Source organism: Streptomyces sp. NPDC050534 (assembly GCF_044457745.1).
In the GTDB taxonomy this organism is placed as follows: Bacteria; Actinomycetota; Actinomycetes; order Streptomycetales; family Streptomycetaceae; genus Streptomyces.
The window spans coordinates 165,150-189,230 of record NZ_JBITHF010000007.1 but is presented as its reverse complement, the minus strand read 5'-3'; the positions used below and the strand labels follow the sequence as shown (position 1 = coordinate 189,230).

Sequence of the window (24,081 nt, the reverse complement as noted above, 5' to 3'; positions counted from 1 at the left end):
CGGGCCCGGGGGTCTCCCCCAGGGACCGCAGCCGTCGGGCCGCGATGCCGGTGCCCGGCGTCAGCGCTCCGCGTCCAGCGGCTCCAGGTCCTCCTCGCCGTCCAGGTCCGCGTCGAGGTCGTCCTCGAGATCCTCGTCCTCCACGTCCTCGAGGTCGACGTCGTCGAGCTCGTCGTCGAACACCGCGCTGACGTCGAAGCGGCAGACCACCCGCTGCGGGTCGATCTGCTCGAACGGCGCCTCTAGCCACTCGCCGGGCTCGGGCTGTTCGTCCGTGGCCGTCACCCAGAGCGTGGAGTCGCCCTCCTCCAGCCCGAACTCCTTGTGCCGCGAGGCGATCTCGTCCGGTTCGAACTCGCCGAAGAGGATGCCCAGCGCACCGTGCACCGTCGCCGAGGCCTCCGCGCCGCTGCCCCGGGAGTCGTCCGAGTCCACCGCCTCCACCCGCTGTGCCTGCGCCAGCAGCCGCTGCGGCTCCACCACCGCGTAGTCGCGGCGGATGAGCACGCTCAGGGCGTTCGGCTCCTCGGGACCCGTGTACGGCGGCAGCGCGTCCTCCGCGCCGGGGATCTCGAACGGCGTGACCTCGTCGTAGCGGTCGTAGAGCAGCTCGTCGTACGTCTCGGCGGCCCCGGCGAGCTCGTTGAACGCCTCGTAGACGGCCGGGTCGTCCTCCCCGGACCTGCGTTCGACCGCGGCCAGGTGGCGGTCGAGCGCGGTCTTGACCGCCTCGGCGGCGGCTCGTACCTCGGCAGCGGTGGGCTGCGCAGCATCAGACATAGTGCAGACGCTATCCGTACCGGGCCCCAGCCCGCACAATAGATGCGATGCCGGAATACGAATTTGTCGACGTGTACGTGCCGCGCGGGGTTTCCCGCAAGGACGCCACACGCCTGCTGACGGACCATGCCGAGTACGGACACTGGGAGTTGGACCGTCTGAGCCTGCTGCGCGACGGCAGCCGCAGAGTGCGGTTGCGCCGGCGGATCATCCGCCAGGTGCGCGCCACGTGGTGAGCTGAGGCCCAGGACGCGACGACGGAAACGGAGCGGGCCCCGCCTGCACGGGGCCCGCTCCGTTCTGCGCACCGTGGGGGAAGTTCGCGGTGCTTCACAACTACTTGCGCCGGTTTACACCGAAGCGCGCGCCTTGCGGTACATGACCGCGCCGGCCAGCAGCGCACCCGCGCCCACCGGCAGCACGACGCCGATCGGCAGGTCGCTGCCCGTGTGCGCGAGCTGCGCACCGCCCTTGGGCTGGGCGACCGTCTGCGTGCCCGGGAGGTTGACCTGCGTGGAGCCTCCCGGCGTGGAGGTGCCCGGCGTGGAGCCTCCCGGCGTGGAGCCTCCCGGCGTGGAGCCTCCCGGCGTGGAGCCGCCGGTCTGGGGCGGGGTGCTCGGGGTGCCCGGGTGCGAGGGGTGACCGGGGTGGCCCGGGTGACACGGGTGACCGGGGTGGCCGGGGTGACCAGGACTGCCCGGGTGGCCCGGGTGACCGGGGTGGCCGGGAGGCGTCTTGTGCCCGCCGCCCGAACCGCCGTTGGAGCAGTCGTTGCCCTTCACGGCGTTGCCGACGCCGACGACGTTCACGCTGTTCCCGCAGACGTTCACCGGCACGTCGATCGGCACCTGGACGTGGTTGCCCGAGCCGATGCCGGGCGAGTCACTGGCGTGCCCGCCGGCGTGGGAACCGCCGTGCGACCCGGAGGAGCCGCTGCCGCCGCCCTCGTTGGCGCAGGAGTTGCCCATGGCCGGGTTGAGGATCCCGACGACGTTCACGGTGTTGCCGCAGACGTTCACCGGCACGTGCACCGGAGCCTGCACGGTGTTGCCGGACAGGATGCCCGGCGAATTGGAACTGGAGCCGATCGCGCCCGAGTCGGCGTGGGCGTAGCCGCCCGCTGCGGCGAGCACGCCGGTCGCGGCCGCCACGGTCATCAAGCCCTTGCGGGTGACCTGTCGCATTGCTGAATTCTCCCTGCCTTCGATCCTGACCTGGAATCTCGCGCATCCCGCGAAATCGTTCGAAGAAATCCACGGCAACAGCCGGTCGGCCCCGAAGCGCGTGGCGCGCGCTCCGGAGCCGACGGCGTGAGCGATCCTCAGCGGATCGACGTCACTTGTTGATGCAGGTGTTGCCGAAGGCGGGGTTCAGCAGCCCGATCACGGAGACCGTGTTGCCGCAGACGTTCACCGGGATGTGAACCGGAACCTGAACGACGTTGCCGGACACGATGCCCGGGGAGTGCACCGCGGCACCCTGAGCACCGGAGTCGGCGACGGCCAGGCCCGCACCCGCGAGAACCAGACCACCAGTGGCAGCCGCAGCAGCGACGACCTTCTTGATCATTACTTCCTCCTTGTTGGCAAAAGCGATCCCGTGTCGCTGATCGCATTACCTGTAACGAGGAGGGAGTGATGGAGCTACGAGCTGATCGTCGCATTCACTCTTCTCGGTCCGGCTCCGTACGCGCTGCCGATTACGAAGGTCACGACGCGTCGATGAACCGGTCGAGGACGCGCACGCCGAACTGGAGGCCGTCGACCGGCACCCGCTCGTCGACGCCGTGGAACATGCCCGCGAAGTCCAGCTCCGGGGGCAGCTTGAGCGGCGCGAAGCCGAAGCCGCGGATGCCCAGGTCGTCGAAGGACTTGGCGTCCGTGCCGCCGGAGAGCATGTACGGGATCGCCTTGGCGGCCGGGTCCTCGGCCACCAGCGCGGACTGCATGGCCTCCACCAGCGCCCCGTCGAAGGTCGTCTCGACGGCCTTGTCGGCGTGCACGTCCTCGCGCTTCACCTGGGGACCCAGGATCTTGTCGAGGTCGGTCAGGAACTCCTCCTCGAAGCCGGGCAGGAAGCGCCCGTCGACATGGGCCGTGGCCTCGCCCGGGATGACGTTGACCTTGTAGCCCGCACCGAGCTGGGTGGGGTTGGCGGTGTTGCTCAGGGTCGCGCCGATGAGCTTGGCGATGCCGCCGAGCCTGGCCAGCGTGGACTCCATGTCCTCCGGGTCCAGCTCGGTGCCGAGCGCGTCGCCGAGTTCGTCGAGGAAGGCCCGGGTCGTCTTGGTGACGCGGACCGGGAACCTGTGCCGGCCCAGGCGCGCGACGGCCTCCGACAGCTCGGTGATCGCGTTGTCCCGGTGGATCATCGACCCGTGCCCGGCGGTGCCGGCCACGGTCAGCTTCATCCAGTGCATGCCCTTCTCGGCCGTCTGGATCAGATACAGCCGCCGCTGCTCGCTGACCGTGAACGAGAAGCCGCCCACCTCGCTGATCGCCTCGGTCACGCCCTCGAAGAGGCCGGGGTGCCTGTCGACGAGGTGCTTGGCGCCGTACGTGCCGCCGGCCTCCTCGTCGGCGAGGAAGGCGAGGACGATGTCGCGCGGGGGCCTGCGGCCGCTGCGCAGCCGGTCGCGCACGACCGCCAGGGTCATGGCGTCCATGTCCTTCATGTCGACGGCGCCGCGGCCCCACACGCATCCGTCGGCGACCTCGCCGGAGAAGGGGTGGTGGGTCCAGTCGTCGGCGTTGGCCGGCACGACGTCGAGGTGACCGTGGATGAGGAGCGCGGGCCGCGAGGGGTCCTCGCCCTCGATACGGGCCACCGTGGAGGCCCGGCCCGGGTGCGACTCGAAGATCTCAGGTTCGAGACCCACCTCGGCGAGCTTCCCGGCGACGTACTCGGCCGCCTTGCGCTCACCCGGACCCGAGTGGTCACCGTAGTTGCTGGTGTCGATCTGGATCAGCTCGCGGCAGAGGTCCACGACCTCGTCCTCGCCGGAGACGCCCTTGGCCGTGTCCGTCTCGCTCACGCTGCTTCCTCCCGCTGTCACTGCTGGTGGTTCCCCTCATCCTCCCTCTCCGGCCGGTCGCTCCCCAAGAGCGGACCCCGCCCGTCACGCGCCGTTCACGCCGGACAGGGGGTGACCAGGGACCCCTTCAAAGCCTGGTAGTGTTTCCCTCGTCGCCGCGGGCACTCCCCGCGCACGACAGACACCTTGTCCGGGTGGCGGAATGGCAGACGCGCTAGCTTGAGGTGCTAGTGCCCTTTATCGGGCGTGGGGGTTCAAGTCCCCCCTCGGACACATCGGAAGTGAGGCCGTGACCCCCCGGGGTCACGGCCTCACTCGTCGTGTGGGGCATATCTCCTTCCCCGGAAGATGACCAGGTCAGCCGCCTCGCACGGGCCCTCCCGCACCCCGGGCGGCCCGTTCGAGTGGCCGATTCACGGGGCCGAACCTAGCGTTCGTACTAAAATTTCCGGCTTGTTACGGAGCTGGAGCCGGACAACCCCAGGCAGACCTGCGGGCCCGCCAGCGCCCCGGAGGTTTCCGGGATCGAGACGCGAGGACCGATGGCAGCCATACACGAGAGCACCGCTCTCGGCCTGCTCGACGAAGAGCTCAGCGCTGAGATCCACCAGGAGATCGACCAGCAGTTCGGCGACATCGCCCGCTTTTCGGGAGGTCAGGCGGCCTCTTCGCGGACGCTCGTCGACATCTTCGACGCCTCCGTGCGCTCCTGCCCGGACGAGCTCGCCCTCGACGACGGCACGACACGGCTCACCTACCGTGCGCTGGCCGCCGAGGTCGAGCAGCTGCGCAGGCGGCTCGCCGCGGCCGGGGTCGGTCTCGGCGACCGGGTGGGCGTCCGGGTTCCCTCCGGCACCAACGACCTCTACGTGGCCGTCCTGGCGGTCCTCGCCGCGGGCGCGGCCTACGTCCCCGTGGACGCGGAGGACCCCGACGAGCGGGCCGAGCTGGTGTTCGGGGAGGCCGGGGTGCGGGCCGTGGTCGGGGCCAGGCACGAGCTGACCGTGACCGGGCGCAGCGAGGTGCCCGCCGCGCGGCCCGGTGGCGAGCACGACGCGTGGATCATCTTCACCTCCGGCTCCACCGGGAAGCCCAAGGGCGTCGCGGTCAGTCACCGCAGTGCCGCCGCGTTCGTGGACGCCGAGGCCGCGCTGTTCCTCACCGACGACCCGATCGGCCCCGGCGACCGGGTCATGGCCGGGCTGTCCGTCGCCTTCGACGCCTCCTGCGAGGAGATGTGGCTGGCATGGCGCTACGGCGCCTGTCTGGTGCCCGTGCCGCGCTCGCAGGTGCGCAGCGGGGCCGACCTCGGGCCCTGGCTGGTCGAGCAGGAGATCACCGTGGTGTCCACGGTCCCGACGCTCGCCTCGCTCTGGGAGTCCGAGACCCTCAACGACGTACGCCTGCTGATCTTCGGCGGCGAGGCCTGCCCGCCCGAACTGGTGCAGCGGCTGGTGACCGAGGGGCGCGAGGTCTGGAACACGTACGGGCCGACCGAGGCGACCGTCGTGGCCTGCGCCGCGCTGCTGTCCGGCGAGGAGCCGATCCGGATCGGGCTGCCGCTGGACGGCTACGAGCTGGCCGTCGTCGACGAGGCCGGGGAGCCCGTACTGATGGGCGGCAGCGGGCAGCTGGTGATCGGCGGGGTCGGGCTCGCCCGGTATCTCGATGCCGAGAAGGACGCGGAGAAGTACGCGCCGCTGGTTTCGCTGGGCTGGGAGCGGGCGTACCGCAGCGGTGACCTGGTCAAGGCCGAGCCGGAGGGCCTTGTCTTCCTCGGGCGGGCCGACGAGCAGATCAAGCTCGGCGGGCGCCGGATCGAGCTCGGCGAGGTGGACTCCGCGCTGCAGGCGCTGCCCGGCGTCGCGGGCGCCGCGGCGGCCGTGCGCACCGCGCGCAGCGGCAACCAGCTCCTCGTCGGCTACGTCGTCACCCAGGACGGCTGGGACCACGCGACGGCCGTGGAGAAGCTGCGCGCCGAACTGCCCGCCGCGCTCGTGCCGCTGCTGGCCCCGGTCGGCGACCTGCCGACGCGGACCAGCGGCAAGGTCGACCGCGACGCGCTGCCCTGGCCCCTGGAGGGCCTGGAGACCGGCGGGCCCGCCGAGCAGCTCTACGGCACCGAGGCGTGGCTGGCCGAGCAGTGGACGGAAGTCCTCGGCATCCCCGTCACCAGTGCCCGCGACGACTTCTTCGCGATCGGCGGCGGCAGCCTGGCCGCCGCCCAGCTGACCACGAAGCTGCGCACCCGCTATCCGAGCGCGGCCGTCCTCGACATCTACCAGCAGCCCACCCTGCGCAAGCTGGCCCGCCGGCTCGAGGAGTCGGTGACCGACGACGGTGCCCGGCGCACCGTCGTCCCGGTGCCGGTCCGCGCCAAGGTGATCCAGCTCCTGCTGCTGGTCCCCCTGTTCACCCTGCTCGGCCTGCGCTGGACGATCGCGCTCGCCGCGGCCGGGAATCTGCTGCCGGCCTACGCCTGGCTGCCGACGGCCCCCTGGTGGCTGCTCGCGGCCGGTGCCGCGGTGCTGTCCACCCCGCCCGGGCGCCTCGCGATCGCCGCGGGCGGTGCGCGGCTGCTGCTGCGGGGCGTGGAGCCCGGCCGGTACCCGCGCGGCGGCGGCGTGCATCTGCGCCTGTGGACGGCCGAGCGGCTGGCCGAGTTCAGCGGGGCGACCTCGCTGACCGGCTCCTGGCTGGAGCGGTACGCGCGGGCGCTGGGCGCCAAGGTCGGCCAGGACGTCGACCTGCACTCGCTGCCCCCCGTCACCGGTCTGCTCAAGCTGGGCCGGGGCGCGGCCGTGGAGTCCGAGGTCGACCTGTCCGGGCACTGGCTCGACGGCGACCGGCTGGAGATCGGTGCGGTCAAGGTCGGCGCGCACGCCACCGTCGGCACCCGCAGCATGCTCTTCCCGGGCGCCCGCGTGGGCAAGCGCGCCGAGGTGGCGCCCGGTTCGGCGGTCACCGGGCAGATCCCGACCGGCCAGCGCTGGGCCGGCGCGCCCGCGGTCAAGCTCGGCAAGGCCAAGCGGCACTGGCCCAAGGAGCGCCCGCAGCGGGGCACGTACTGGCGGGTGATGTACGGCCTGACGGGCCTCGCGCTCTCCGCGCTGCCGCTGCTGGCGGGCGGGGCCGCGTTCCTCGTGGCGCGTGCGCTCGTCGACCCGGCAGCGCCGGCGCGGGGTGCCTTGCTCGCCCTGGTCCCGGCGACGCTGGCCTTCGGGGCGGCGTACGCGCTGCTGATCCTGGTCGCCGTACGGCTGCTGAGCCTGGGGCTGCGCGAGGGCACGTATCCGACGCACAGCCGTACCGGCTGGCAGGCCTGGACCGTCACGCAGCTGATGGACCGCTCCCGGGAGACGCTGTTCCCGCTGTACGCCGGGCTGGTCACGCCGGTGTGGCTGCGGCTGCTCGGGATGCGCGTCGGGCGCGGCGCCGAAGTCTCCACGGTGCTCGCGCTGCCGAGTCTGACGACGGTCGGCGAGGGCGCGTTCCTGGCCGACGACACACTGACCGCGCCGTACGAGCTGGGCCGTGGCTGGATGCGGATCGGTCGGGCGCAGATCGGGCGTCGGGCGTTCCTCGGGAACTCCGGGATGACGGCGCCGGGGCGGAGCGTGCCGGACGGCGGGCTGGTCGGGGTGCTGTCGGCGACGCCGAAGAAGGCGAAGAAGGGCAGCTCCTACCTGGGGCTGCCGCCGGTGAGGCTGCCGCGCAGCGCCGGGTCCGGCGACCAGAGCCGGACCTACGACCCGCCCGCCCGGCTGCTGTGGGCGCGCGGTCTGGTGGAGCTGTGCCGGATCGTGCCGGTGTTCTGCTCGGCGGCGCTCGCCGTCGCGACGCTGGCGCTGCTGTGCCTGCTCGGGCCGTGGGTCCCGCTGCTGTCCGGCCTCGTGCTGCTCGCGTCCGGCGGTGCCGCGGCCCTCGTCTCGATCGTCGCGAAGTGGCTGCTCGTGGGGCGGCACCGCACCGGTGAGCACCCGCTGTGGAGCGGCTTCGTGTGGCGCAACGAGCTGGCGGACACCTTCGTCGAGGTGGTGGCCGTGCCGTGGCTGGCGGCCATGGTGCCGGGGACGCCGCTGATGACGGGCTGGCTGCGCGGCCTCGGCGCCCGGATCGGCAGGGGGGTGTGGGTGGAGAGCTACTGGTTGCCGGAGACCGATCTGGTGACCCTCGGGGACGCGGCCACCGTGAACCGGGGCTGCGTCCTGCAGACCCACCTCTTCCACGACCGGATCTTGCGGACGGATACTGTGGTTCTCCGTGAGGGCGCCACGCTGGGCCCTGGCGGGATCGTGCTGCCCGGCAGCACGATCGGGGCCCGCACCACGCTGGGCCCCGCGTCGCTCGTCATGGCAGCGGAGTCCGTCCCGGACGACTCCCGCTGGCTGGGCAACCCGATCGAGGCATGGCGTCCCTGAGCGCGGGTCACTCGGAACCGGTGAGCGAGGCATCGGCGAGTGGCGATACGGCGCAGGGAGCAGAAGCGGCAGTGGCAGTTCAGCAGCAGGCGGGTTCGGACCCGTACTTCCCGGACCACGGTGACGCCCGGTACCGGGTGCACCGCTACGAGCTCACGCTGGACTACCGCCCGGGCCCGAACCGGCTGGCCGGGACCGCCCGCGTCAACGCCATAGCGGGCCGGTCGCCGCTGTCCGAGTTCTTCCTCAACCTGTCCGACTTCAAGGTCGGCCGGGTCCGGGTCGACGGGCGGCAGCCGCACTACACGCACCGCGGCGGGAAGCTGCGGGTCCGCCCGGCCAAGCCGGTGCGGGCCGGCGCCGCCTTCACCGTCGAGGTGCAGTGGTCCGGCAACCCCAAGCCGGTGAGCAGCCCGTGGGGCGGTCTCGGCTGGGAGGAGCTGGAGGACGGGGCGCTGGTGGCGAGCCAGCCGATCGGGGCGCCGTCCTGGTACCCGTGCAACGACCGGCCCGCCGACAAGGCCGCGTACCAGATCTCGGTCACCACGCCGTCGGCGTACGCGGTGGTGGCGGGCGGCCGGCTGCTGACCCGTACGACACGGGCGTCCACGACGACCTGGGTGTACGAGCAGTCCGCACCGACGTCGAGCTATCTGGTGGGGCTCGCGATCGGCAAGTACCAGACGGTGCTGCTCGGCGACCCGGGGCCGGGCGGGGTGCCGCAGCACGGGCACATCCCGGCGCATCTGCTGCCGCAGTTCTCCCGGGACTTCGCGCGGCAGCCGCAGATGATGGACTTCTTCCAGGAGCTCTTCGGGCCGTACCCGTTCGGCGAGTACGCCGTCGTGGTGACCGAGGAGGAGCTCGACGTCCCCGTCGAGGCACAGGGGTTGTCGCTGTTCGGCGCCAACCACGTGGACGGCGCGCGGGGTTCGGAGCGGCTGGTGGCGCACGAACTGGCGCACCAGTGGTTCGGCAACAGCGTGTCGATCGCGGACTGGCGGCAGATCTGGCTCAACGAGGGGTTCGCCAAGTACGCCGAGTGGCTGTGGTCGGAGCGGTCCGGCGGGCGCAGCGCGCAGCAACTCGCCGCCGTCGCACACCGGTTGCTGTCCGCGCGGCCGCAGGACCTGCGGCTGGCCGATCCGGGCCGCAAGTCGATGTTCGACGACCGGCTCTACGAGCGCGGCGGCCTGACCGTGCACGCGGTGCGCTGCGCGATGGGCGACGACGCGTTCTTCCGCATGCTGCGCAACTGGGCGGTGCTGCACCGGGACGGGGCCGTGACGACCAAGACCTTCACGGCCCATGTCAACCGGTTCGCGGACGAGCCGCTGGACAGCCTCTTCGAGGCGTGGCTGTACGACGCGGAGCTGCCGCCGCTGCCCACGCAGATGCCGGCGCGCCCCACGCACCCGCCCACCAACGCCGAGTCGGCGTAGGCGGGCGGGCCGTCCGGGTCAGCTCGCGGGCACCTTCAGCTTGTCCCAGCTGACCTTGCCCGGGATGCCGTCGGCGTCCTTGCCCTTGAAACCGAGCTTGTGCTGCCACGCCTGGTACGACTTGCGGTCGGCGTCGGTCCACTCCGGGCCCGGCCCCGACTCGTAGTGGTCGCAGCCCTCGGCGGCCAGGCGCTCGCCCATCGCGGTGATGAGCGGCGACTTCTGACCGTCGTGGAAGAAGCCGCCGCCGGGGAAGGGCGCGTACCGGGGCTTGGACGGCGGCTTCGGGTCGCCCGTCCCGCCTCCTCCGCCGCCGCCCTTGCCGGCCAGCCGTTCGGCGATGCGCTTGCGCATCCCGTCCATCGTGAAGCCGCGCGGGTCCTGCTTGCCCGGCTGCCACTCCTTGTGGCCGATGACCGAACGCTCGCTCCAGCCGTAGTGCCGGCAGATCGCCGCCGAGACCTTCTCGATGGCCTCCTTCTGCGCCTCGGGCCAAGGGTCCCTGCCATCACCGAGGTTGACGCACTCGAAGCCGTAGAAGTGCCGGTTGCCGTCGGTGTCGGCCTCGTTGTCGTGCGGCAGCCTCGACTCGTCGACGACGGCTCGCAGGACGTCGCTGTCGCCCAACCCGGCATGGTTGGCACGGCCGTTGCCGACGAGGTGGACCTCGCCCTTCTTGTCGATGACGCCGTGGCACAGCGGGCCGGGCAGCCCGGAGTAGCCGTTGTAACAGATGTCGACGGAGTTCGCGGTGCCCGAGGTGACGGTGTGGTGGATCATCACGCCGTTCACCGGACCCCAGGGTCCCTTCGTATTGCGGTTGTGGGTACGCCAGTTGCGCACCTCGTGGACCGTCAGGCCCTCCGCACGCAGGATCTCCATCAGCTTGGACGCGCTCATGGGCGTGGCCATCAGTTGTCTCCTTCCTCCGCCGCCGCCTCCGCCTGCGCCGTGGTCTGCGACCTCCCGTGCGACGGGTCCTCCGCCGCCGTCTCCTCGCGCCGCGCCTGCTCCTCCGCGGCGAGGGCGGCCTTGTCCGCGGCGGGGATGCTGCTGGCCAGCGGGCCGAAGGCGAGCCGAAGGTCGACGGCGCTCTCCTCGCCCTTGACCAGGGCCAGCGGGGCGAGGTGGCGGGCGATGCCGGCGGGTGCCTGGAGCAGCGGGCGGCGGGCCGGGTCGGCCGGCCATTCGACGGCGCCGGTGGCGGTGCGGGCCGGGATCAGCCAGTGGTCGCCGGTGCGGTAGGCGCCGCCCTTGGCGAAGTACACCTCGACACCGTCCTCCAGGGGCAGCCACTCCCCCTCCGTGACGGGGACGGCGCCAGCCTTGAGGTCTGCCGTACGGCCCTTGCGCCTCGGCCCCTCGTGATGGTCCCAGCGGCGCAGGAACGGGTTGAGTCCGGGCAGCCGCCCCACACCCGGATCGGGCTCGGCGGAGAGCCGGACACGGCGGCCGGGCAGGTCGAGCTCCTCGACGCGCAGCAGCGGCAGGGCCTCCAGCCGGGAGGAGTACGCCGTGTCCGTGAACTCCACCCGGTCGCCGACGTCCAGGTCCAGCTTGCCGTCGTTCCCGAGCGACGCCAACTGCACCCAGGTGCCGTCGAGTTCGTCCACCGGGAAGACGACGGAGCCGTTCTCGCGGGACCACTTGAAGGTGGCGTCCTTGGCGTCGCCGCCGGCGTGCACCTCGACCCGGTAGAGCTGGTTCTCCGGTCCGCGGTAGCGGGCGTCCGGCCTGACCAGGCAGGGGTCCTCGTCGGCGTGGTCGGGCCGCTCGCTGCGGGCGGCCAGCCGGGCCGAGGACAGCGTCCGGCGCTGCGCCCACTTCTCGAAGGCGGCGCGGACCACCTCCTTCGACGGGTCGGCGTCCTCGATCGCCAGCTCGCCGAGGGAGAGCGGCAGCACCTGCCAGACCACCTTGACGCGGGCGGCCGTGTCCGGCATCGCCGCGCCGAGGGCCACCTCGCGCAGCGCCGGGTCCTCGGCCGCGTTCACCGAGCGCTCCCACACGTTCAGGTAGACCAGGAACGGCGATTGCGCGGGTGAGGGCAGCCGGTCGCCGGGCCTTTCCGGATCGCGGAAGGCGTCGGGCTGGTCCCAGTAGGTCCAGTACGACGGCGGCGCCGGAGTGTCCTCCGCCGCGTCCTCGGCGTCCTCGTCCGGCACGGGCGTGCCCGGCGCCGGGCGGCCCGCGTCGACGAGGATGCCGTCGACGTAGTAGCGCCCGCCGTGGATGTACAGCGTGTCGATGTCGTGCTTGCCGCCGACGTACTCGATGCGGAAGCCCGCCGCGTCGCGCGGCCCGCCGTGCCGGCCGATCAGGTCGGCGGCGAGGGTGCGGGCCTGGTGGAGCTGGATCGCGGTCTGCTCGTTGGCGTCGGCGTCGAGCTGGACCCGGCCCTGCTGGGCGACGACCGCGGAGTAGTGCCGCTCCGGCCGGAAGGTGAGACGGGAGAGATCAGCGTGCATGAAGGGGGTCCCCCTGGTTCAGGAAAATGCGGGTGAGTCGTTGGGCGGCACTGCTCATGTCACGAAGAAGATCCCGGCGTCGGCACCCGCGGGCGTGTACTCCGCAAGCCGCGCGCGCAGACCGTCCTCGCGCTGCGGCCGGTACAGGTCGTGGAAGGCACCCATCTCGGCGCCGTCGTCGGCCCCGCGCCGGATCTCCTCGGGGCAGCCGTCGGCCAACTGCCCGTACCAGGGCGTCCCGTAGCGAACGGCGGCGAACAACGGCCGTACGTCCGGCGTGAGATCGGGCCGGCAGCGGTGCCGACGCGGGGTGCGCGAGCCGGCGGGGACGTAGGAGTACCGCAGGCAGCCGACGCCGCGCCGGGCCACGTGCAGCTTCCCGGTGAAGACCGAGTTCTCGGCGATCTCCACGGCGTGCGTGTGGACTTCGCCGATCACGGTCGTGCGGTGCAGGTGCAGCACGGCGTGGGCGTGCCGGCAGTCCGGGGCGGACAGGGCCTCGCGGTCGTCCCCGGTGGCGTCCAGGATGCTGTCGCGCAGATGGATGTCGAGGGGGTCCTCGCTCACCTCGTCGCCGATGACCTCGATGGTGCCGAGGATGCTGTGCTCGATCTGGACGCAGGCGGTGGTGCGGTCCAGGACGATGCTGGGCTCGTCGGGCGAGTGCGGCTCGCACTCGGGTTCCAGGGACCAGCCCGGCACCAGGGTGGAGTGCCGTACGACGACGGCTCCCATCGGCCCGGTGACGTTGATGCCGCGCCCGGCGACGAGCAGCCCGTCGAGGACGATGCGGGGCCGCTCGTGCGGGGCGCAATCCCCTTCCACGGCACGGATGTTGAGGGCGTCGGGACGGTTGCTGTACCAGTCGAGGAGCCGGATCACCGGCCGGGTGCCCTCGGCCGCTCGCAGCTCCAGCCGGTCGCCGGGATCGAGGTCGAAGTCCAGCTGCTCCTGGTAGGCGCCGCTGTGCGTGATCTCGATGATGCCGTCGGGGCCGGTGTCGCCCGCCCGGCGGTCGTGCTGCCAGGCCCGGTAGGCGTCCATGATCTGGCGGTACGGCTGCCCCGGGCCGACCCGGTAGAAGGCGGCGTCGGGCCGGTCCACCCGGTCGGGCCGCTCGTACTCGCCGCCGCCGAGGTCGGCGCCGCACGCGTAGTGGTAGTCCACCCACACGCCCTGCCGGGGCGCTGACCTGGAGCCGAACGCGATCCGCCCCAGCTCCGGATCGACCGCGATCTGGCCGCGCTTGGGCCGGTAACGCCAGTCCGACAGGTCCGCGACCACGATGTCCGACGGCGGTACGGGCTGGTCCTCGCCGTCGCGCCGGATCACGAAGCTCTTGCCGGGGCCGTAGTAGTCGAGCAGCCGGTCGTGGAGCAGCCTGCGGGTGATGAAGGCCGGGACGTTGTCGACGGTGGCGATGTGGGTGGGCGAGGGCTCCGGGACCGGCTCGGTCACCAGCGGGCCGTCGTTGCCGAGGATCGAGAACGTGTACAGGTTGCGGGCGCGGTCGATGCAGTACGCCGGGGACGAGGTCACCGAGTACGCCTTGAGCCGCCAGACGAAGAGACCGACCCCGGCGGGCGTCCAACCACCCTGGCTGCGGGCGGAGTTGGCGCGGCGGACGTCGACCGTGCGGGCCGTCGTCGCGAACGGCCCCCCGGTGAGCGCGAGCGCCGAGCCGTCCCGCAGGTCGAGCAGGCGGCCGCGTCCGGTGTCCCGGTACAGCTTCACCGACTGGTTCTGGGCGACCAGCCGCGACAGCTCGACGGCCCGCGCGGGCCAGCCCGCGACCTGCTCGGAGATCTCCTCCAGCAGGTGCAGCGTGCCCTTGCGGCGGCGGCTCGCGACCGTCGCGGCCACGTCGGCGCGCGGTGCGACGGCCTCGGCGAGCGCGTCCCGGCCGCCGTCGTGCAGGCCGGTGGTGAGGACCCGCTCGTAGCCGGGCAGGGTGCGGTAGCCGACCAGGTCGCCGAGGTAGGGCAGCGCCCAGGGCGCCGCCGTCTCCACGAACAGGTCCTCGTAGCCCTGCTCGACCCCGTCGCGGACCCGGTCCAGCTGCTCGGCGATCACCGCGAGCAGCGCGCGCAGCGGCTCGCCCTCCTCGGCGTCGCGCAGAAGGTGCCAGCGGGGCAGCAGGGCGGCGAGGCCGTCGGGCTCCCGGGACACCGCCGGGGTGACCGTGTCGAACTGGACGTCCGCAGGGTTCGCGGCCATCACTTGACCTCCGTGAGGATGAGGGTGTCAGCCGCCCGTGGGGACAGCAGGGCGAGCTGGGCCGGGCGGATGCCGCGGAAGACGAGCACCGGACGGCCCTTCTTCAGGCGCCGGGTGTCGGTGATGTCGGGGTTCAGGCGCAGGAGTTCGGCGAGCGGGATGCCGTAGCGCCTGCAGATCTCCGACAGCGTCTCGCCGTTCGCGGCACGGACGGTGTGGATCTTCTCGTCGTACGTCGCCGGGTGGGCCGGCACCGAGGCCCTCGGCGGGCCGGGGTCGGTGAGCACCGCGGCCAGTTCCTCCGGGGTGGCGGAGGCGGGGACGCCGGTGAAGACGTCGACGTCGACGTAGTCGACACCCGGCACGCCGTGGGCCGTGGCGAGGAGGTCGGAGAGCCGGGCCGGCTCCCCCAACTCCCTTCCCTCGTAGCCGAGTCGGCTGAGCAGGGCCTGACGCAGCCGTGGCTCGACGTACTCCCAGGCGTGGTCCGGAGCCACCTTCACCTTGGCCGCGGCGAGCAGCAGGACCAGTTCGCGTACGTCCACGCGGACGGTCAGGTCGGCGTCGCCGAACTCGGTGAGGGCGCCGCGCAGGGCGCGCAGGATGTCCGAACCGCCGTCCAGGGGCACGTCGTCGGTGCCCGCGACGGTCACGTGCAGCACGCGCCGCCGTCCGTCGAAGAGTTCGCGCGCGGCGGCCCGGCCGATGCCGGCCCGGGAGCGGGCGAAGTCCTCGTAGTCGGCCGGCGAGACGAGCCGGTCGAGGGCCGAGACGGCCAGCGGGATCGTCCGGCGGGTCAGGCCCGGACCGTCCGCGTCCGCGCCGCCCGTCGCCGGGCGGGGGTTGGTGACGGCGGTGACGCCGAGCGGCCGCGTCAGGGGCTGGGTGAGCCGGTCCGCGGGCACGTTGGCGGCCTTGCCGGTGCCGAAGCGGTAGCTCGCGTGGACGTTCTCATGGCCGCTGGGCAGGCGGGCGCCGTGCACGCCGTCGCCGAAGCTGACCGTCGTACGTCCGTCGGAGGCGGTGCCGGTGATGTACACGCGGTCGCGCGGGCCGCGCCCGGCGAGGCTGTCCACCTCGTGCCAGAGCACGCCGTCCACCCGGATCTCCAGCACCGGTGTGGCGCCCAGGGGGTTGTCGTCGGCGAGCCAGGTCAGCGGGGACTGCCAGAGCGCGAAGGTCTGGCCCACGCGGTCGGAGTCGCCGCTGCCGATGGCCTCCTGACGGCTCTCGCCGTGCGTGGCCTCGACGACGTTGCCCAGGACGCGGACCGTCTCGCGGCGGTAGCGGTGGGCGAGGTCGGTGGTCAGGGTCAGGCTGGTGTGCACGCGGTCGCCGGGCAGCCGTGGATCGACGGCCGGATCGGCGGAGGCGATCGTGACGACCTCGGTCGCCGTGACACCGGCCGTGCCGGGGATGTCGCTGCGCTCGCCGGTGACGACCAGGAGCCGGCCGGCGGTCAACCCGTCGTAGAGCTGGGCGAGTTCGATCTCGTTGCCGTGCACGTCCTCGCCGAGCGGCTCGTCCGCCGGGCGCAGCGGCTCGCCCGCCGCGTACACCGTGGTGTCGCGGATGTGCGAGAGCAGGACGTCGAACTCGTCCAGCCACGGGTCGGCGAGGGTGAGTTCGGTGCCGCGGCCGGTGATGCCGTAGTTGGTGTACGCCGCCGTACGCACCGACACGACCTGGGTGGTGACGAACGCCAGCTCGGCATCACCGGGGATGCCCTCCTGGGTGCCCTTGGTGGGGCGCTGGATCGCGACCCAGCTGCCGACGGTGATGCCGGTGTGCACGGTGTCCAGCTGGAGCACCTTGCGGTTCACGGGTGCCGGCTTGCTCGCGATGACGATCTCGACGTTGGGCTCGGTGCTGCCCACGGTGTACCGCAGGCTCACCTCGTACTCGCCGTGCGTGAACTGCCGTGTGTCGCCCGGCTGGAGGGACTCCTCGCGGGCCGAGCCGTTGTTGATGCCGACGTGGATCGCGCCGTGCTCGTCCGGGCGGGACACGAACAGGGAGCGGTTGGGCAGCCCGTCGCGCAGGCGGACGGTGACGCCGGGCTCCTGGGAGTCGGAGGGGCGCCGGGTGAGCCAGCTCAGGTCGTGGTCCTGGGCGGCCCGCGTCGACAGGTCGACCTGGCCCGGCCCGAGCGCGAAGCTGACCTGCTGGGTGAGCGGCAGTGTCACCGCCCGCTGGTCGGAGCTGTTGCCCTCGACGTGCTGGAACTCGGCCCGGACGGGGGCCTTGCCCCCGGTGTCGTAGACGATCCGCAGACCGGTGAGCGCGGCCCCCGTGAGCGGCCAGTCCGTGGACCGGATGACCCGCCCCTTGTCGTCCTGGACGGGCTTGAGCGGGGCGGTGGCGCCGAACGGCGCGGCGCCGACCCGCATGACGAGCAGGTCACGCAGGATCTGTGCGCTGCCGGACGTGGCGGCGGCCGCCTTGCGCCAGGCCGGATACAGGCTGCTGAGGCCCGGGTTGAGAGCCGCGAGCAGCCGGGCGGTGTCCGCACCGGGGCGCCGGTCACCGGTGCCGGCGGCCGAAGCGGGGGTCCGGGCACGCAGGGCGGGAAGAACGGCGGCCAGCGCGCTGAAGGCGGCGTCACGGGGGTTCGTGGTGCTCGTCGCCTTGGTGGAAGCCTGAAGGTCAACGCTCTGCGCCGGCGCCAGCCCCATCGCGCGGCGGCCGAGTTCGTCAAGGACGGCCTGCAGTTGCTCGAACCAGGCCGCAACCTCCTCCCACGGCTCGGCCAGCACCTCCGCCTCACCGAGCCGGGCGACGGGTTCCGCCAGCGCCGCGGCAAGGCTCTCCGGCGTCTTCACCCCGTCCAGAGCCGCCCGCAGCGGCGCCAGCACCTGGTCCTCGAAGTCCTCGATCAGCCGGCTCACCGGCCGCGGATTCGGCACCTCGGGCGTCGGCGGCTCCTCGCCCGGCTCGCCCGGGGCCGAGGGCTCCGCGATCCATCGCCGAACCTCGTCGACCAGCTCCTTCAGCGTGGGCGGCGCCGACTTCGGCAGGGTGAGCGCCGTGACGTCCTCGTCCCGGTCGATGCGCACGCCCGCGACGGGCAGCAACTTGCGCTCGCCGCCCGCCTGTTCACCGAACACGAACAGCAGCTGGTCACCGGTCTGCAGAGAGTTGGTCGTCCCCTCGACGAAGATCTCGGAGCGGCGCTCCAGGTCGTCTGGCGTGACCAGCGCCGGCCGGCGCCTGCGCACCTTGAGCTCGTTCCAGTCCCAGCGGGCGGTGAGGTCCCGGCCGGTCTCGAAGGTCACGGACTGCTCGTCGGCGGAGGCCGGCACGCTGTGCGTGCGCGCGCCGCGCGGGATCACGACCTGGAGCGTCTCCGCGCGCGGGTCTCGTTCGAGGGTGTACGCGAGGTGGGTGGCGGCGGCGACCCCGGGCCGCGGCCGGTGGCCGACGAGCCGGCCGAGCAGGACCAGCGAGCGGTGCTCGTTGGCCGTACGGACGTAGGACTCGTCGGCGATCCGCTCCGAGTGGAAGGTGAGCAGGTCACCGAGGACCGCGGCGGCGTCGAGCAGACCGATCGCCGGGTCGTCGGGCGTGCGCACCGTCACACCGTCGAGCGCCGGGTACGCCGGTGAGGCGAGCCGGTCGAGCAGGGCCGCCAGGAAGGAGCCGTACTCGCCGACGCGGTGGTCGAGGGCGGTGCGGCCGGGCGGGTTGTACAGGGGGGCGGGCGCGAGGCGCTCGTCGTGGCCGCCGCACGCCCCTTGGCAGGAGCACGTCCGGCTCATCGGGCACCTCCCAGGGATATCGCCAGCAGGCCGTTCTCCGGCCGGTCCGGATCGTTGTCGCAGGTGGCGACCTCCAGCGGGCCGAGCCGCAGCACGCCGTCCTCCCTCTCTCCTCGTTCCTGCTCGAACAGCCGCCGCAGCCGGGTGACTTCGACGCTCAGCACACCGGGTACGGCGGCGGCGACGGCGACCAGGCGGCTGAGTCGTACGGGCTCGCCGAAGGTCTGCGCGTCCGGGTGGAAGAACCCGAGCCGGCCGTCCGCGAGCCGGCCGCTGCCGAGGACGCGGTACAGCTCGGCCAGGATCTGCCCGTGCTGGTGGCCGGGCGCGGCGCACACGCGCAGCGCGAGGTCGAGCGGCACCAGGCGGGCCGGGCCGACCACGACGTCGTGGCCGATGCGCCGGTACGCCTCCAGGCCCTGCTCCACCTGCGCGAGCAGCCGGGCCGAAGGCTCCGCGCCGCCGTACGCGTCGATCGCGACGTGCGCCTCCTGGACGCTGCCCGTCCAGCGGATCTCGGCGGCGGCCCGCTGCACGCCGGGCAGCGCGCAGGCGAGGGCCGTGTAGTCCTCGGCGGTGACCGCGCGCAGCCGGGTGCGGCGCAGGTCGAGCGGGGCCAACTGGCGTGCCTGTTCGACGGGTTCGGGTTCGGTGCCGCCCACGGCGGGCAGCGGGTTGCGCACGAGTGCCGTCGGCGGATGCGCGCAGTCGCTCTGGATCACCAGGTGGTTGATGGCCTCCGCGCCCACGTTGCCCGCGACGCCGCCGCCCAGACGGTGGTGCAGGACCAGGCGGCGGCCCGGTTCGGGCCTGGCGCCGTGCCGGCCGTCGCCGAAGCGCAGCGCGAGCCGGCCGTCGTCCTCCAGCTCGCCGACGAAGTGCCGGTCGCGGGGGCCGCTGTGCAGCAGGTCGCGGCGGGGCAGCCAGGTCAGGTCGCCGTCCACGACGCGTACGGCGGGCAGCGCGGCGCGCGGGTCCTGGTCGAGGGCGGCGGTCGCGGAGCCGCGCAGAACCGGCTCGCCGGGGTGCAGCCCGGCTGCGTAGGCCGGGCCCCAACTGTGCGCGATCTCCCAGGCGATGTGCCCGTCGAGGACCGTGCCCGCCCGGGCGCGGGCGGCGAGGACCGCCACCCGGCGCAGCTTCGTGTCGAGCAACTCGTCGTTGCGGTGCAGGAGTTCGCGCAGCGCCCGGACGGGATGCGTCCGGAGCTCGTAGCGCTCGACGGTCTTCAGGCCGTAGACGACGGTGAGTTCGGCGATCTCCTCGTCCCCGAGGCCGTCGCGGTCGCGGGCGCTGCGCCACAGCTCGACGAGCCGCTGCCGCACCCGCCCCGGGATCGCGGCGATGCGCTCGGCCTGCCCGGCGGCCACGGCCCCGGGGTCCGGGAAGGGCACCGCCTGGACGACCGGGGAGCGGCCGAGGACCGGGCGGAAGCGGGGCCGGATGCCCGGGTGGACGGACTGCGCGAGGAGGGTGCGCAGGGCGGCCGCCTGGGCGTACGCCGTGCCGGGCACCACGCGTTCGTGCCGCTGCCCGGCGCGCTCCAGACCGATTCCGGCGCGTACGGTCGCGGTCTCGCCCACGGTTTCGAACAGCTCGCGCACGTCGTCGGGCCGCAGTGCCTCTCCTCTCTCCGTCTTGTCGGTGAGGGAGTTGATCAGCCGGGCGGGCGCGTTGCCCTCCTCCCGGTCGGCGCAGCCGAAGACGGGAGGATCGCAGGGCGCGACCACGGCCGGCTCGGGCGGCACGGTGACCGTCTCCGGGAGGCCGGTGACAGTGCGGCCGTGGTCGACGAGCACGACGTTGCCGCGGGCCAGGGTCACGTCCTCGACGGGCAGGCAGTCGCGGCCGCCGCGGGTGCTGAGGCAGAGCGGGAAGCGCAGCGCGTCCTCGGCGGCCCAGGTGACCTCCAGGACCGGCTGGTCCTCGATGCGGTCGACGCCCGGGGTGACGGAGGTGAGGCGGACGGCCTGGCGGTGGCTCGGGTCCTGGTCCCCGGGGGTGCCGGTACGCGGGCCCTTGATCTCCTCCAGGATCAGCAAGTCACCTGGGTTGAGGGCGAGTTGGCGTTCTCGGCAGGTCTCCGGGTCGTCCCATTCGTCGCGCAGGGTGGCGGCGGTCGCGCCCTTGGGCAGGGCGCACGCCTCGCCGCCCCAGGTCCACAGGCGGATCGCGTTGTGCGCGACCCTCAGCTCCAGCGGGTCCTCGGCGACGACCGGCTCGAAGACCTGTACCGAGCCCCGCTCGTCCAGGTCACCGAGGTCGTTCTCGTCGATCACCGGACCCGGTTCGGGCCGGTCGTGCGGGTCGAGGGCGCGGACGTCGACGGAGGCGAAGCGGAAGGTGCCCGGGGCGAGGGTGGCGTCGCCGGCGGTCCGGACGGTCACATAGGCGCGCGCCGTGCAGCCGTCGTGCATGGCGTAGTCGATGAGCCGGACGTGCCGCCGCACGGAGACCCGGCGGCGCGCGGTGTCCAGATAGGCCTCGGTGGCCACCGCGTCCTGCTGGTAGCTGATCTGGTCGCCGGTGTACGCGAGCAGCTCGACCAGGGTGACGCCGAGGTCGGCGGGGTTGCGCTCGATCCAGTCCGGGGTGGTGAGCGCGAGCCGGTCCAGGAGCAGCTTGCGGATGGTGTCGTAGTCGCGGGCGGTGTAGTCGACGACGGGCGCGGCCGGGAACTCCGGCTGCTCCACGTCATCTTCCCTGCAGTCGAACGGAGTTGGGCAGTCCGGCCGGAAGGAGAAGGAGGCGCGGTGGTAGCGCTGGTCGAAGCCGCGGAAGGGTTCCGTGCCCGGGCGGCCGTACGGGTCTGTCTCGACGAGGGCGAACACGTACCGCGAGGTGTCGCCGGTCCGGTCGAGGGTGACGTAGAGCCGGTCGTCGAGCTCCGGGTCCTCCTCGCGTTCGACACCGACGTCGACGACGGTGATGTCGCTGAGTCCGGAGATCCGGCGGCCGCCCTCGATGCGGACGTTCTCCGGAGCGAGGCCGTGCGGGGCCTTGCCGAGGAAGGTGACGGTGAGCAGGAGCCCGTCGTCGCTCACCTCCACGGCGTCGACTCCGTTGAGCTGAGCGGCGCGTACCTTCGCGCGGCGGGACGTGGCGGTGGTCATGCGGACCTCCCCTCGAACACGTCGTCGGTGCGGGCACCGGTGGCGCGCAGGACGTAGGACAGATGGACGCGTACGGCGTCGCCGTCGCTCACCACGTCGAGTGCGACGACGTCGATCAGGTCGCCGAGCCAGCGCTGCAGCGATGCCTGCACGGAGAGTTCGAGGGTGCTCACGAGTTCCGGGCTGTTGGGGGCGAAGACGAGGTCGAGCAGCCCGCAACCGAAGTCGGGGCGCATCACGCGCTCCCCCGGGCTGGTGAACAGCAGTTGCTCGATCAGGTCGTGGAGGTGCTTGGCGTGCCCGATGGGGGTCCCCCCGCTCGAGCGGAGTCGAGAGTGGGGGAGGGCGGTGCGTCCCCGGCGGTCGGCGCGGAAGGGGAACGCGATGTCGGTGCGCGGGCGTGCCGCCCGGCTCGGCTGACTCATCGGGCGGTCACCTTTCGCGGTGCGGCCAGGACGACGGGCGGGCCCTGCGGCACGAGGGCCGCGCTGAAGCACAGGGCCGCGGAGGTGTCGAGCAGCACGGGGGCGCCGTCGACCGTGATGCCGCTGCCGTCGGCGGTCCAGCGGACCGTCACGCAGGGCGTGGGCACACCGCCGACGGTGTGCGGGCAGCCTGCGACGACGTACGCGTGCCTGGCCGTCGCGACGGCGGCACCCCCGATGCGTACGCCGCCGGAGGGCGTGGTGGCGGCGGTGACCCGGCCGCCGTGCGGGCAGCCGATCACGGCGCCGGCGTCGAGCAGACTCCCGGACAACTTGGTGCGTCCCCCGTCTTCTATCGCTTCGAGAGCACGGTCAACTGGCCCTCGTTGATGGTCACTTCCTTGCCGCGGAGCACGATCTCGGCGCCTGCGCCGGTCGCGATGACCACGGCTTCCTTGGTGATGTGGACGTAGGCGCCGCCCTGGGCCTGGAGCAGGATTCCCTGCTCGGCGCCGGCAGTGTCGTTCATCACGATCTTGTGCGCGCCCGGCGTCTGCACGACGACGGGCTTGTCCGGCGAGTTCGCCTGGAGGGCTCGGCGCGCGTCGGGCGGCAGTTCCTCGGCGGCTCCGTACCAGCATCCGGTCCACACCGGGAAGCTGGGGTCCCCCTGCTCGAACTCCACCCACACACCGGCGCCGGGCGGCGGCACCACGAACTGGCCCGACTCGGGCCCGGTGAACGGCAGGCAGGGCAGCGCCCAGGTGGACGCCTCGTCACCGAGCACGTCGGGCACCTCGACGGTGATCCGCCCGATCCGCAGCGGGTCGTTGTTGTCGACGACCCGGCCGCGGAACTTGCCGAGGTAGCGATTGCCGTTTGCCGCCATGCTGAACTGCTCCTGATCGGGTGGGTCGAATGCGGGATGTGTCCTACGGCCGGACGTAGTCGCTGCGGGCTTCCAGCCCCTCCCTGGAGAGGGTGAAGTTCTGCTGGAAGGAGCCCGGACGCAGGTTGTGCGTGACGGACTTGACGTAGTAGTCGCCGTCGTACGCCCGCCCCGAACCGCGCACGCCGACCAGTTGGCGGGGCTGCAGGATGTAGCCGTGCCGGTTGACGTCGAGCGAGCCGGAGCCGGAGACCACGTCGGCGGAGACGGCGGCGCGGGCGAGGAGTTCGGCCTCTGCCTGTTCGCGCTGCTGCTTGGCGGTGCCCGTGAGGGTCCTGCGCTTGAGGGCGGGGGTGGGGCGGCGGCCGAGGGGCGGCCGCAGTGGGCTGATCGGCGGCTGGGGAAGGAGGGTGGACACGCGGGTCCCCGGGTCCTGCCACCGCGCCTGCGGCTCTTCTCGCGCCGTCCCGTCGTACGAGAACGTCAGCTGGTCCACTGTCGTGTTGGCGTCCATGTTGACGTTGAGGGCGTGCTGACGGATGCCGAGACGGACCTCGGGTCCCCAACGGGCCGAGGACTGGCCGGGGTTGGGGCCGGGGTCGAGGTAGAAGGTGTACCCGTTGGCGCGGGCCAGGTCGGTGACGTACTGGAGGTCGGTGCCGGTCTGGTAGTGGACGCGGAGGTCCTGGTGCGGGGGCTGGGCGATCTTCTCGGCGTAGACGTCGGGCCGGATGCCGTAGTCGGAGTAGCGCCGCAGGATGCTCAGAACCCGCTCGGAGGGCGGGAGGTTGGGGTACCGGGCGGTCCGCTCCTCCAGATCCATCAGCAGGGTCAGGTCCTCGCCGGTGACGGTGAGGGTGGAGTGGCCGGGCTGGTTGCTGGCGCCGACCTCCTGCCGGACGACGAGGCCGTCGAACAGGACGTCGGGCGTCCCCCGGACACTGACGGTGACGATGAGCCGGGTCTTGGGGTCGAAGAACCCCTCGGGCAGCAGCCGCTGGTTGATGATCCCGTTCTTGGTGAGGTCGAAGGCCAGCTGAAATCCGCTGCGTTCGCCGGCGGTGGCGGTGATCTGGGCGGACAGCAGGGCCTCGGTCACCTCGGCCGGGACGGGACGGGCGAGCTTCGGCCCCATGAGCAGTGTGATGTGGACGGGGCCCTGCCCGACGGGCTGTTCAGACACGCCGGTGCCCTCCGGGCTCGGGGATCTCGACGACCCGCCCCGCTTCGTCGGTCAACTCCCGTGGATCGAGTACGGGGTTGGCGTCGGCGATGCGCCACCACTGGCCGGGGTCGCCGTAGAAGCGCTGGGCGAGCAGATCGGGCCGCTCCCGCGCACCCACGACATGCTCCTGTGTCTCCTGTGCGTCGAGCGGGGGCAGCAGGCGGCGCTTGGCGTAGCGCACCTCGGTGCCGTCGGGAAGCCGGTGGATCCCGATCTCGGCATCGTGGTAGCGGCTGGTGCGGGGGTACGGGTGGGCGCCGGGTATCGCGCCGAGGGCGCTCTCGTAGGACTCGATGTCGGCCATGTCTG

At 72.7% G+C, this 24,081-nt stretch carries 17 protein-coding genes and 1 tRNA gene; 4 read left to right on the top strand and 14 right to left on the bottom strand.

Annotation, left to right across the window (positions count from 1 at the left end):
* Positions 1-60: 60 nt before the first annotated feature.
* Positions 61-780, bottom strand: a complete 720-nt coding sequence (locus ACIBN2_RS23715) for a hypothetical protein (RefSeq protein WP_399136972.1) — start codon at positions 778-780, stop codon at positions 61-63.
* A 47-nt stretch (positions 781-827) separates the two neighbouring features.
* Between ACIBN2_RS23715 and ACIBN2_RS23710 the strand changes: the two genes are divergently transcribed.
* Positions 828-1,016, top strand: a complete 189-nt coding sequence (locus ACIBN2_RS23710) for a DUF5703 family protein (RefSeq protein WP_005485166.1) — start codon at positions 828-830, stop codon at positions 1,014-1,016.
* 114 nt (positions 1,017-1,130) lie between these two features.
* Here ACIBN2_RS23710 and ACIBN2_RS23705 read toward each other — a convergent pair whose 3' ends face one another.
* The 3 genes from ACIBN2_RS23705 to ACIBN2_RS23695 form a co-directional block, all read right to left on the bottom strand.
* Entirely contained in the window at positions 1,131-1,964 is an 834-nt protein-coding gene (locus ACIBN2_RS23705; RefSeq protein ID WP_399136971.1) for a chaplin, read from the bottom strand.
* 151 nt (positions 1,965-2,115) lie between these two features.
* Entirely contained in the window at positions 2,116-2,349 is a 234-nt protein-coding gene (chpH, locus tag ACIBN2_RS23700) for a chaplin ChpH (protein ID WP_393865039.1), read from the bottom strand.
* Between the two features lie 139 nt (positions 2,350-2,488).
* Positions 2,489-3,814 (bottom strand): M20/M25/M40 family metallo-hydrolase, encoded by a 1,326-nt coding sequence (locus ACIBN2_RS23695; protein ID WP_399136969.1) that lies wholly within the window; start codon positions 3,812-3,814, stop codon positions 2,489-2,491.
* Positions 3,815-4,002: 188 nt separating this feature from the next.
* On the opposite strand from ACIBN2_RS23695, the gene ACIBN2_RS23690 reads away from it, so the two are divergent.
* The 3 genes from ACIBN2_RS23690 to ACIBN2_RS23680 all read left to right on the top strand — a co-directional run bounded on the left by ACIBN2_RS23690 (position 4,003) and on the right by ACIBN2_RS23680 (position 9,677).
* A tRNA-Leu gene (locus ACIBN2_RS23690) sits at positions 4,003-4,087 on the top strand.
* 269 nt (positions 4,088-4,356) lie between these two features.
* Complete coding sequence (locus tag ACIBN2_RS23685) at positions 4,357-8,235, top strand: Pls/PosA family non-ribosomal peptide synthetase (RefSeq protein WP_399136967.1); 3,879 nt, start codon at positions 4,357-4,359, stop codon at positions 8,233-8,235.
* Positions 8,236-8,306: 71 nt separating this feature from the next.
* Entirely contained in the window at positions 8,307-9,677 is a 1,371-nt protein-coding gene (locus tag ACIBN2_RS23680; RefSeq protein ID WP_399136965.1) for a M1 family metallopeptidase, read from the top strand.
* 18 nt (positions 9,678-9,695) lie between these two features.
* Here ACIBN2_RS23680 and ACIBN2_RS23675 read toward each other — a convergent pair whose 3' ends face one another.
* Genes ACIBN2_RS23675 through ACIBN2_RS23630 form a run of 10 tightly spaced genes read right to left on the bottom strand, consistent with a single transcriptional unit; the run spans position 9,696 to position 24,076 of the window.
* Positions 9,696-10,589: a peptidoglycan-binding protein gene (locus ACIBN2_RS23675; RefSeq protein WP_399136963.1), complete on the bottom strand. Its 894-nt coding sequence runs from the start codon at positions 10,587-10,589 to the stop codon at positions 9,696-9,698.
* Complete coding sequence (locus ACIBN2_RS23670) at positions 10,589-12,145, bottom strand: DUF6519 domain-containing protein (RefSeq protein ID WP_399136962.1); 1,557 nt, start codon at positions 12,143-12,145, stop codon at positions 10,589-10,591. Before ACIBN2_RS23670 ends, ACIBN2_RS23675 begins: the two co-directional genes overlap by 1 nt.
* 54 nt (positions 12,146-12,199) lie before the next feature.
* On the bottom strand, positions 12,200-14,362 hold the full coding sequence (locus ACIBN2_RS23665; RefSeq protein ID WP_399136961.1) for a hypothetical protein: 2,163 nt from the start codon (positions 14,360-14,362) through the stop codon (positions 12,200-12,202).
* On the bottom strand, positions 14,362-18,120 hold the full coding sequence (locus ACIBN2_RS23660) for a putative baseplate assembly protein (RefSeq protein WP_399136960.1): 3,759 nt from the start codon (positions 18,118-18,120) through the stop codon (positions 14,362-14,364). The genes ACIBN2_RS23665 and ACIBN2_RS23660 overlap by 1 nt, the downstream gene beginning before the upstream one ends.
* Positions 18,117-21,233, bottom strand: a complete 3,117-nt coding sequence (locus tag ACIBN2_RS23655) for a putative baseplate assembly protein (protein ID WP_399136958.1) — start codon at positions 21,231-21,233, stop codon at positions 18,117-18,119. The genes ACIBN2_RS23660 and ACIBN2_RS23655 overlap by 4 nt, the downstream gene beginning before the upstream one ends.
* Positions 21,230-21,658: a GPW/gp25 family protein gene (locus tag ACIBN2_RS23650; protein ID WP_399136956.1), complete on the bottom strand. Its 429-nt coding sequence runs from the start codon at positions 21,656-21,658 to the stop codon at positions 21,230-21,232. Before ACIBN2_RS23650 ends, ACIBN2_RS23655 begins: the two co-directional genes overlap by 4 nt.
* Positions 21,655-21,990: a hypothetical protein gene (locus ACIBN2_RS23645; protein WP_399136954.1), complete on the bottom strand. Its 336-nt coding sequence runs from the start codon at positions 21,988-21,990 to the stop codon at positions 21,655-21,657. Before ACIBN2_RS23645 ends, ACIBN2_RS23650 begins: the two co-directional genes overlap by 4 nt.
* 20 nt (positions 21,991-22,010) lie before the next feature.
* A complete protein-coding gene (locus ACIBN2_RS23640; RefSeq protein WP_399136952.1) occupies positions 22,011-22,547 on the bottom strand; it encodes a phage baseplate assembly protein V in 537 nt (178 codons plus the stop codon).
* Between the two features lie 43 nt (positions 22,548-22,590).
* Positions 22,591-23,730, bottom strand: coding sequence for a hypothetical protein (locus ACIBN2_RS23635; RefSeq protein WP_399136951.1), 1,140 nt, complete (start codon positions 23,728-23,730; stop codon positions 22,591-22,593).
* Positions 23,723-24,076: a hypothetical protein gene (locus ACIBN2_RS23630; RefSeq protein WP_399136950.1), complete on the bottom strand. Its 354-nt coding sequence runs from the start codon at positions 24,074-24,076 to the stop codon at positions 23,723-23,725. The genes ACIBN2_RS23635 and ACIBN2_RS23630 overlap by 8 nt, the downstream gene beginning before the upstream one ends.
* Between the last annotated feature and the right edge of the window lie 5 nt (positions 24,077-24,081).

What these genes read in the sequence shown, in the direction of transcription:
- ACIBN2_RS23715 (WP_399136972.1), bottom strand. Translation starts at nt 780, where the DNA reads ATGTCTGATGCTGCGCAGCCCACCGCTGCCGAGGTACGAGCCGCCGCC.
- ACIBN2_RS23710 (WP_005485166.1), top strand. Translation starts at nt 828, where the DNA reads ATGCCGGAATACGAATTTGTCGACGTGTACGTGCCGCGCGGGGTTTCC.
- ACIBN2_RS23705 (WP_399136971.1), bottom strand. Translation starts at nt 1,964, where the DNA reads ATGCGACAGGTCACCCGCAAGGGCTTGATGACCGTGGCGGCCGCGACC.
- chpH (WP_393865039.1), bottom strand. Translation starts at nt 2,349, where the DNA reads ATGATCAAGAAGGTCGTCGCTGCTGCGGCTGCCACTGGTGGTCTGGTT.
- ACIBN2_RS23685 (WP_399136967.1), top strand. Translation starts at nt 4,357, where the DNA reads ATGGCAGCCATACACGAGAGCACCGCTCTCGGCCTGCTCGACGAAGAG.
- ACIBN2_RS23675 (WP_399136963.1), bottom strand. Translation starts at nt 10,589, where the DNA reads ATGGCCACGCCCATGAGCGCGTCCAAGCTGATGGAGATCCTGCGTGCG.
- ACIBN2_RS23670 (WP_399136962.1), bottom strand. Translation starts at nt 12,145, where the DNA reads ATGCACGCTGATCTCTCCCGTCTCACCTTCCGGCCGGAGCGGCACTAC.
- ACIBN2_RS23665 (WP_399136961.1), bottom strand. Translation starts at nt 14,362, where the DNA reads ATGGCCGCGAACCCTGCGGACGTCCAGTTCGACACGGTCACCCCGGCG.
- ACIBN2_RS23660 (WP_399136960.1), bottom strand. Translation starts at nt 18,120, where the DNA reads ATGAGCCGGACGTGCTCCTGCCAAGGGGCGTGCGGCGGCCACGACGAG.
- ACIBN2_RS23655 (WP_399136958.1), bottom strand. Translation starts at nt 21,233, where the DNA reads ATGACCACCGCCACGTCCCGCCGCGCGAAGGTACGCGCCGCTCAGCTC.
- ACIBN2_RS23650 (WP_399136956.1), bottom strand. Translation starts at nt 21,658, where the DNA reads ATGAGTCAGCCGAGCCGGGCGGCACGCCCGCGCACCGACATCGCGTTC.
- ACIBN2_RS23640 (WP_399136952.1), bottom strand. Translation starts at nt 22,547, where the DNA reads ATGGCGGCAAACGGCAATCGCTACCTCGGCAAGTTCCGCGGCCGGGTC.
- ACIBN2_RS23630 (WP_399136950.1), bottom strand. Translation starts at nt 24,076, where the DNA reads ATGGCCGACATCGAGTCCTACGAGAGCGCCCTCGGCGCGATACCCGGC.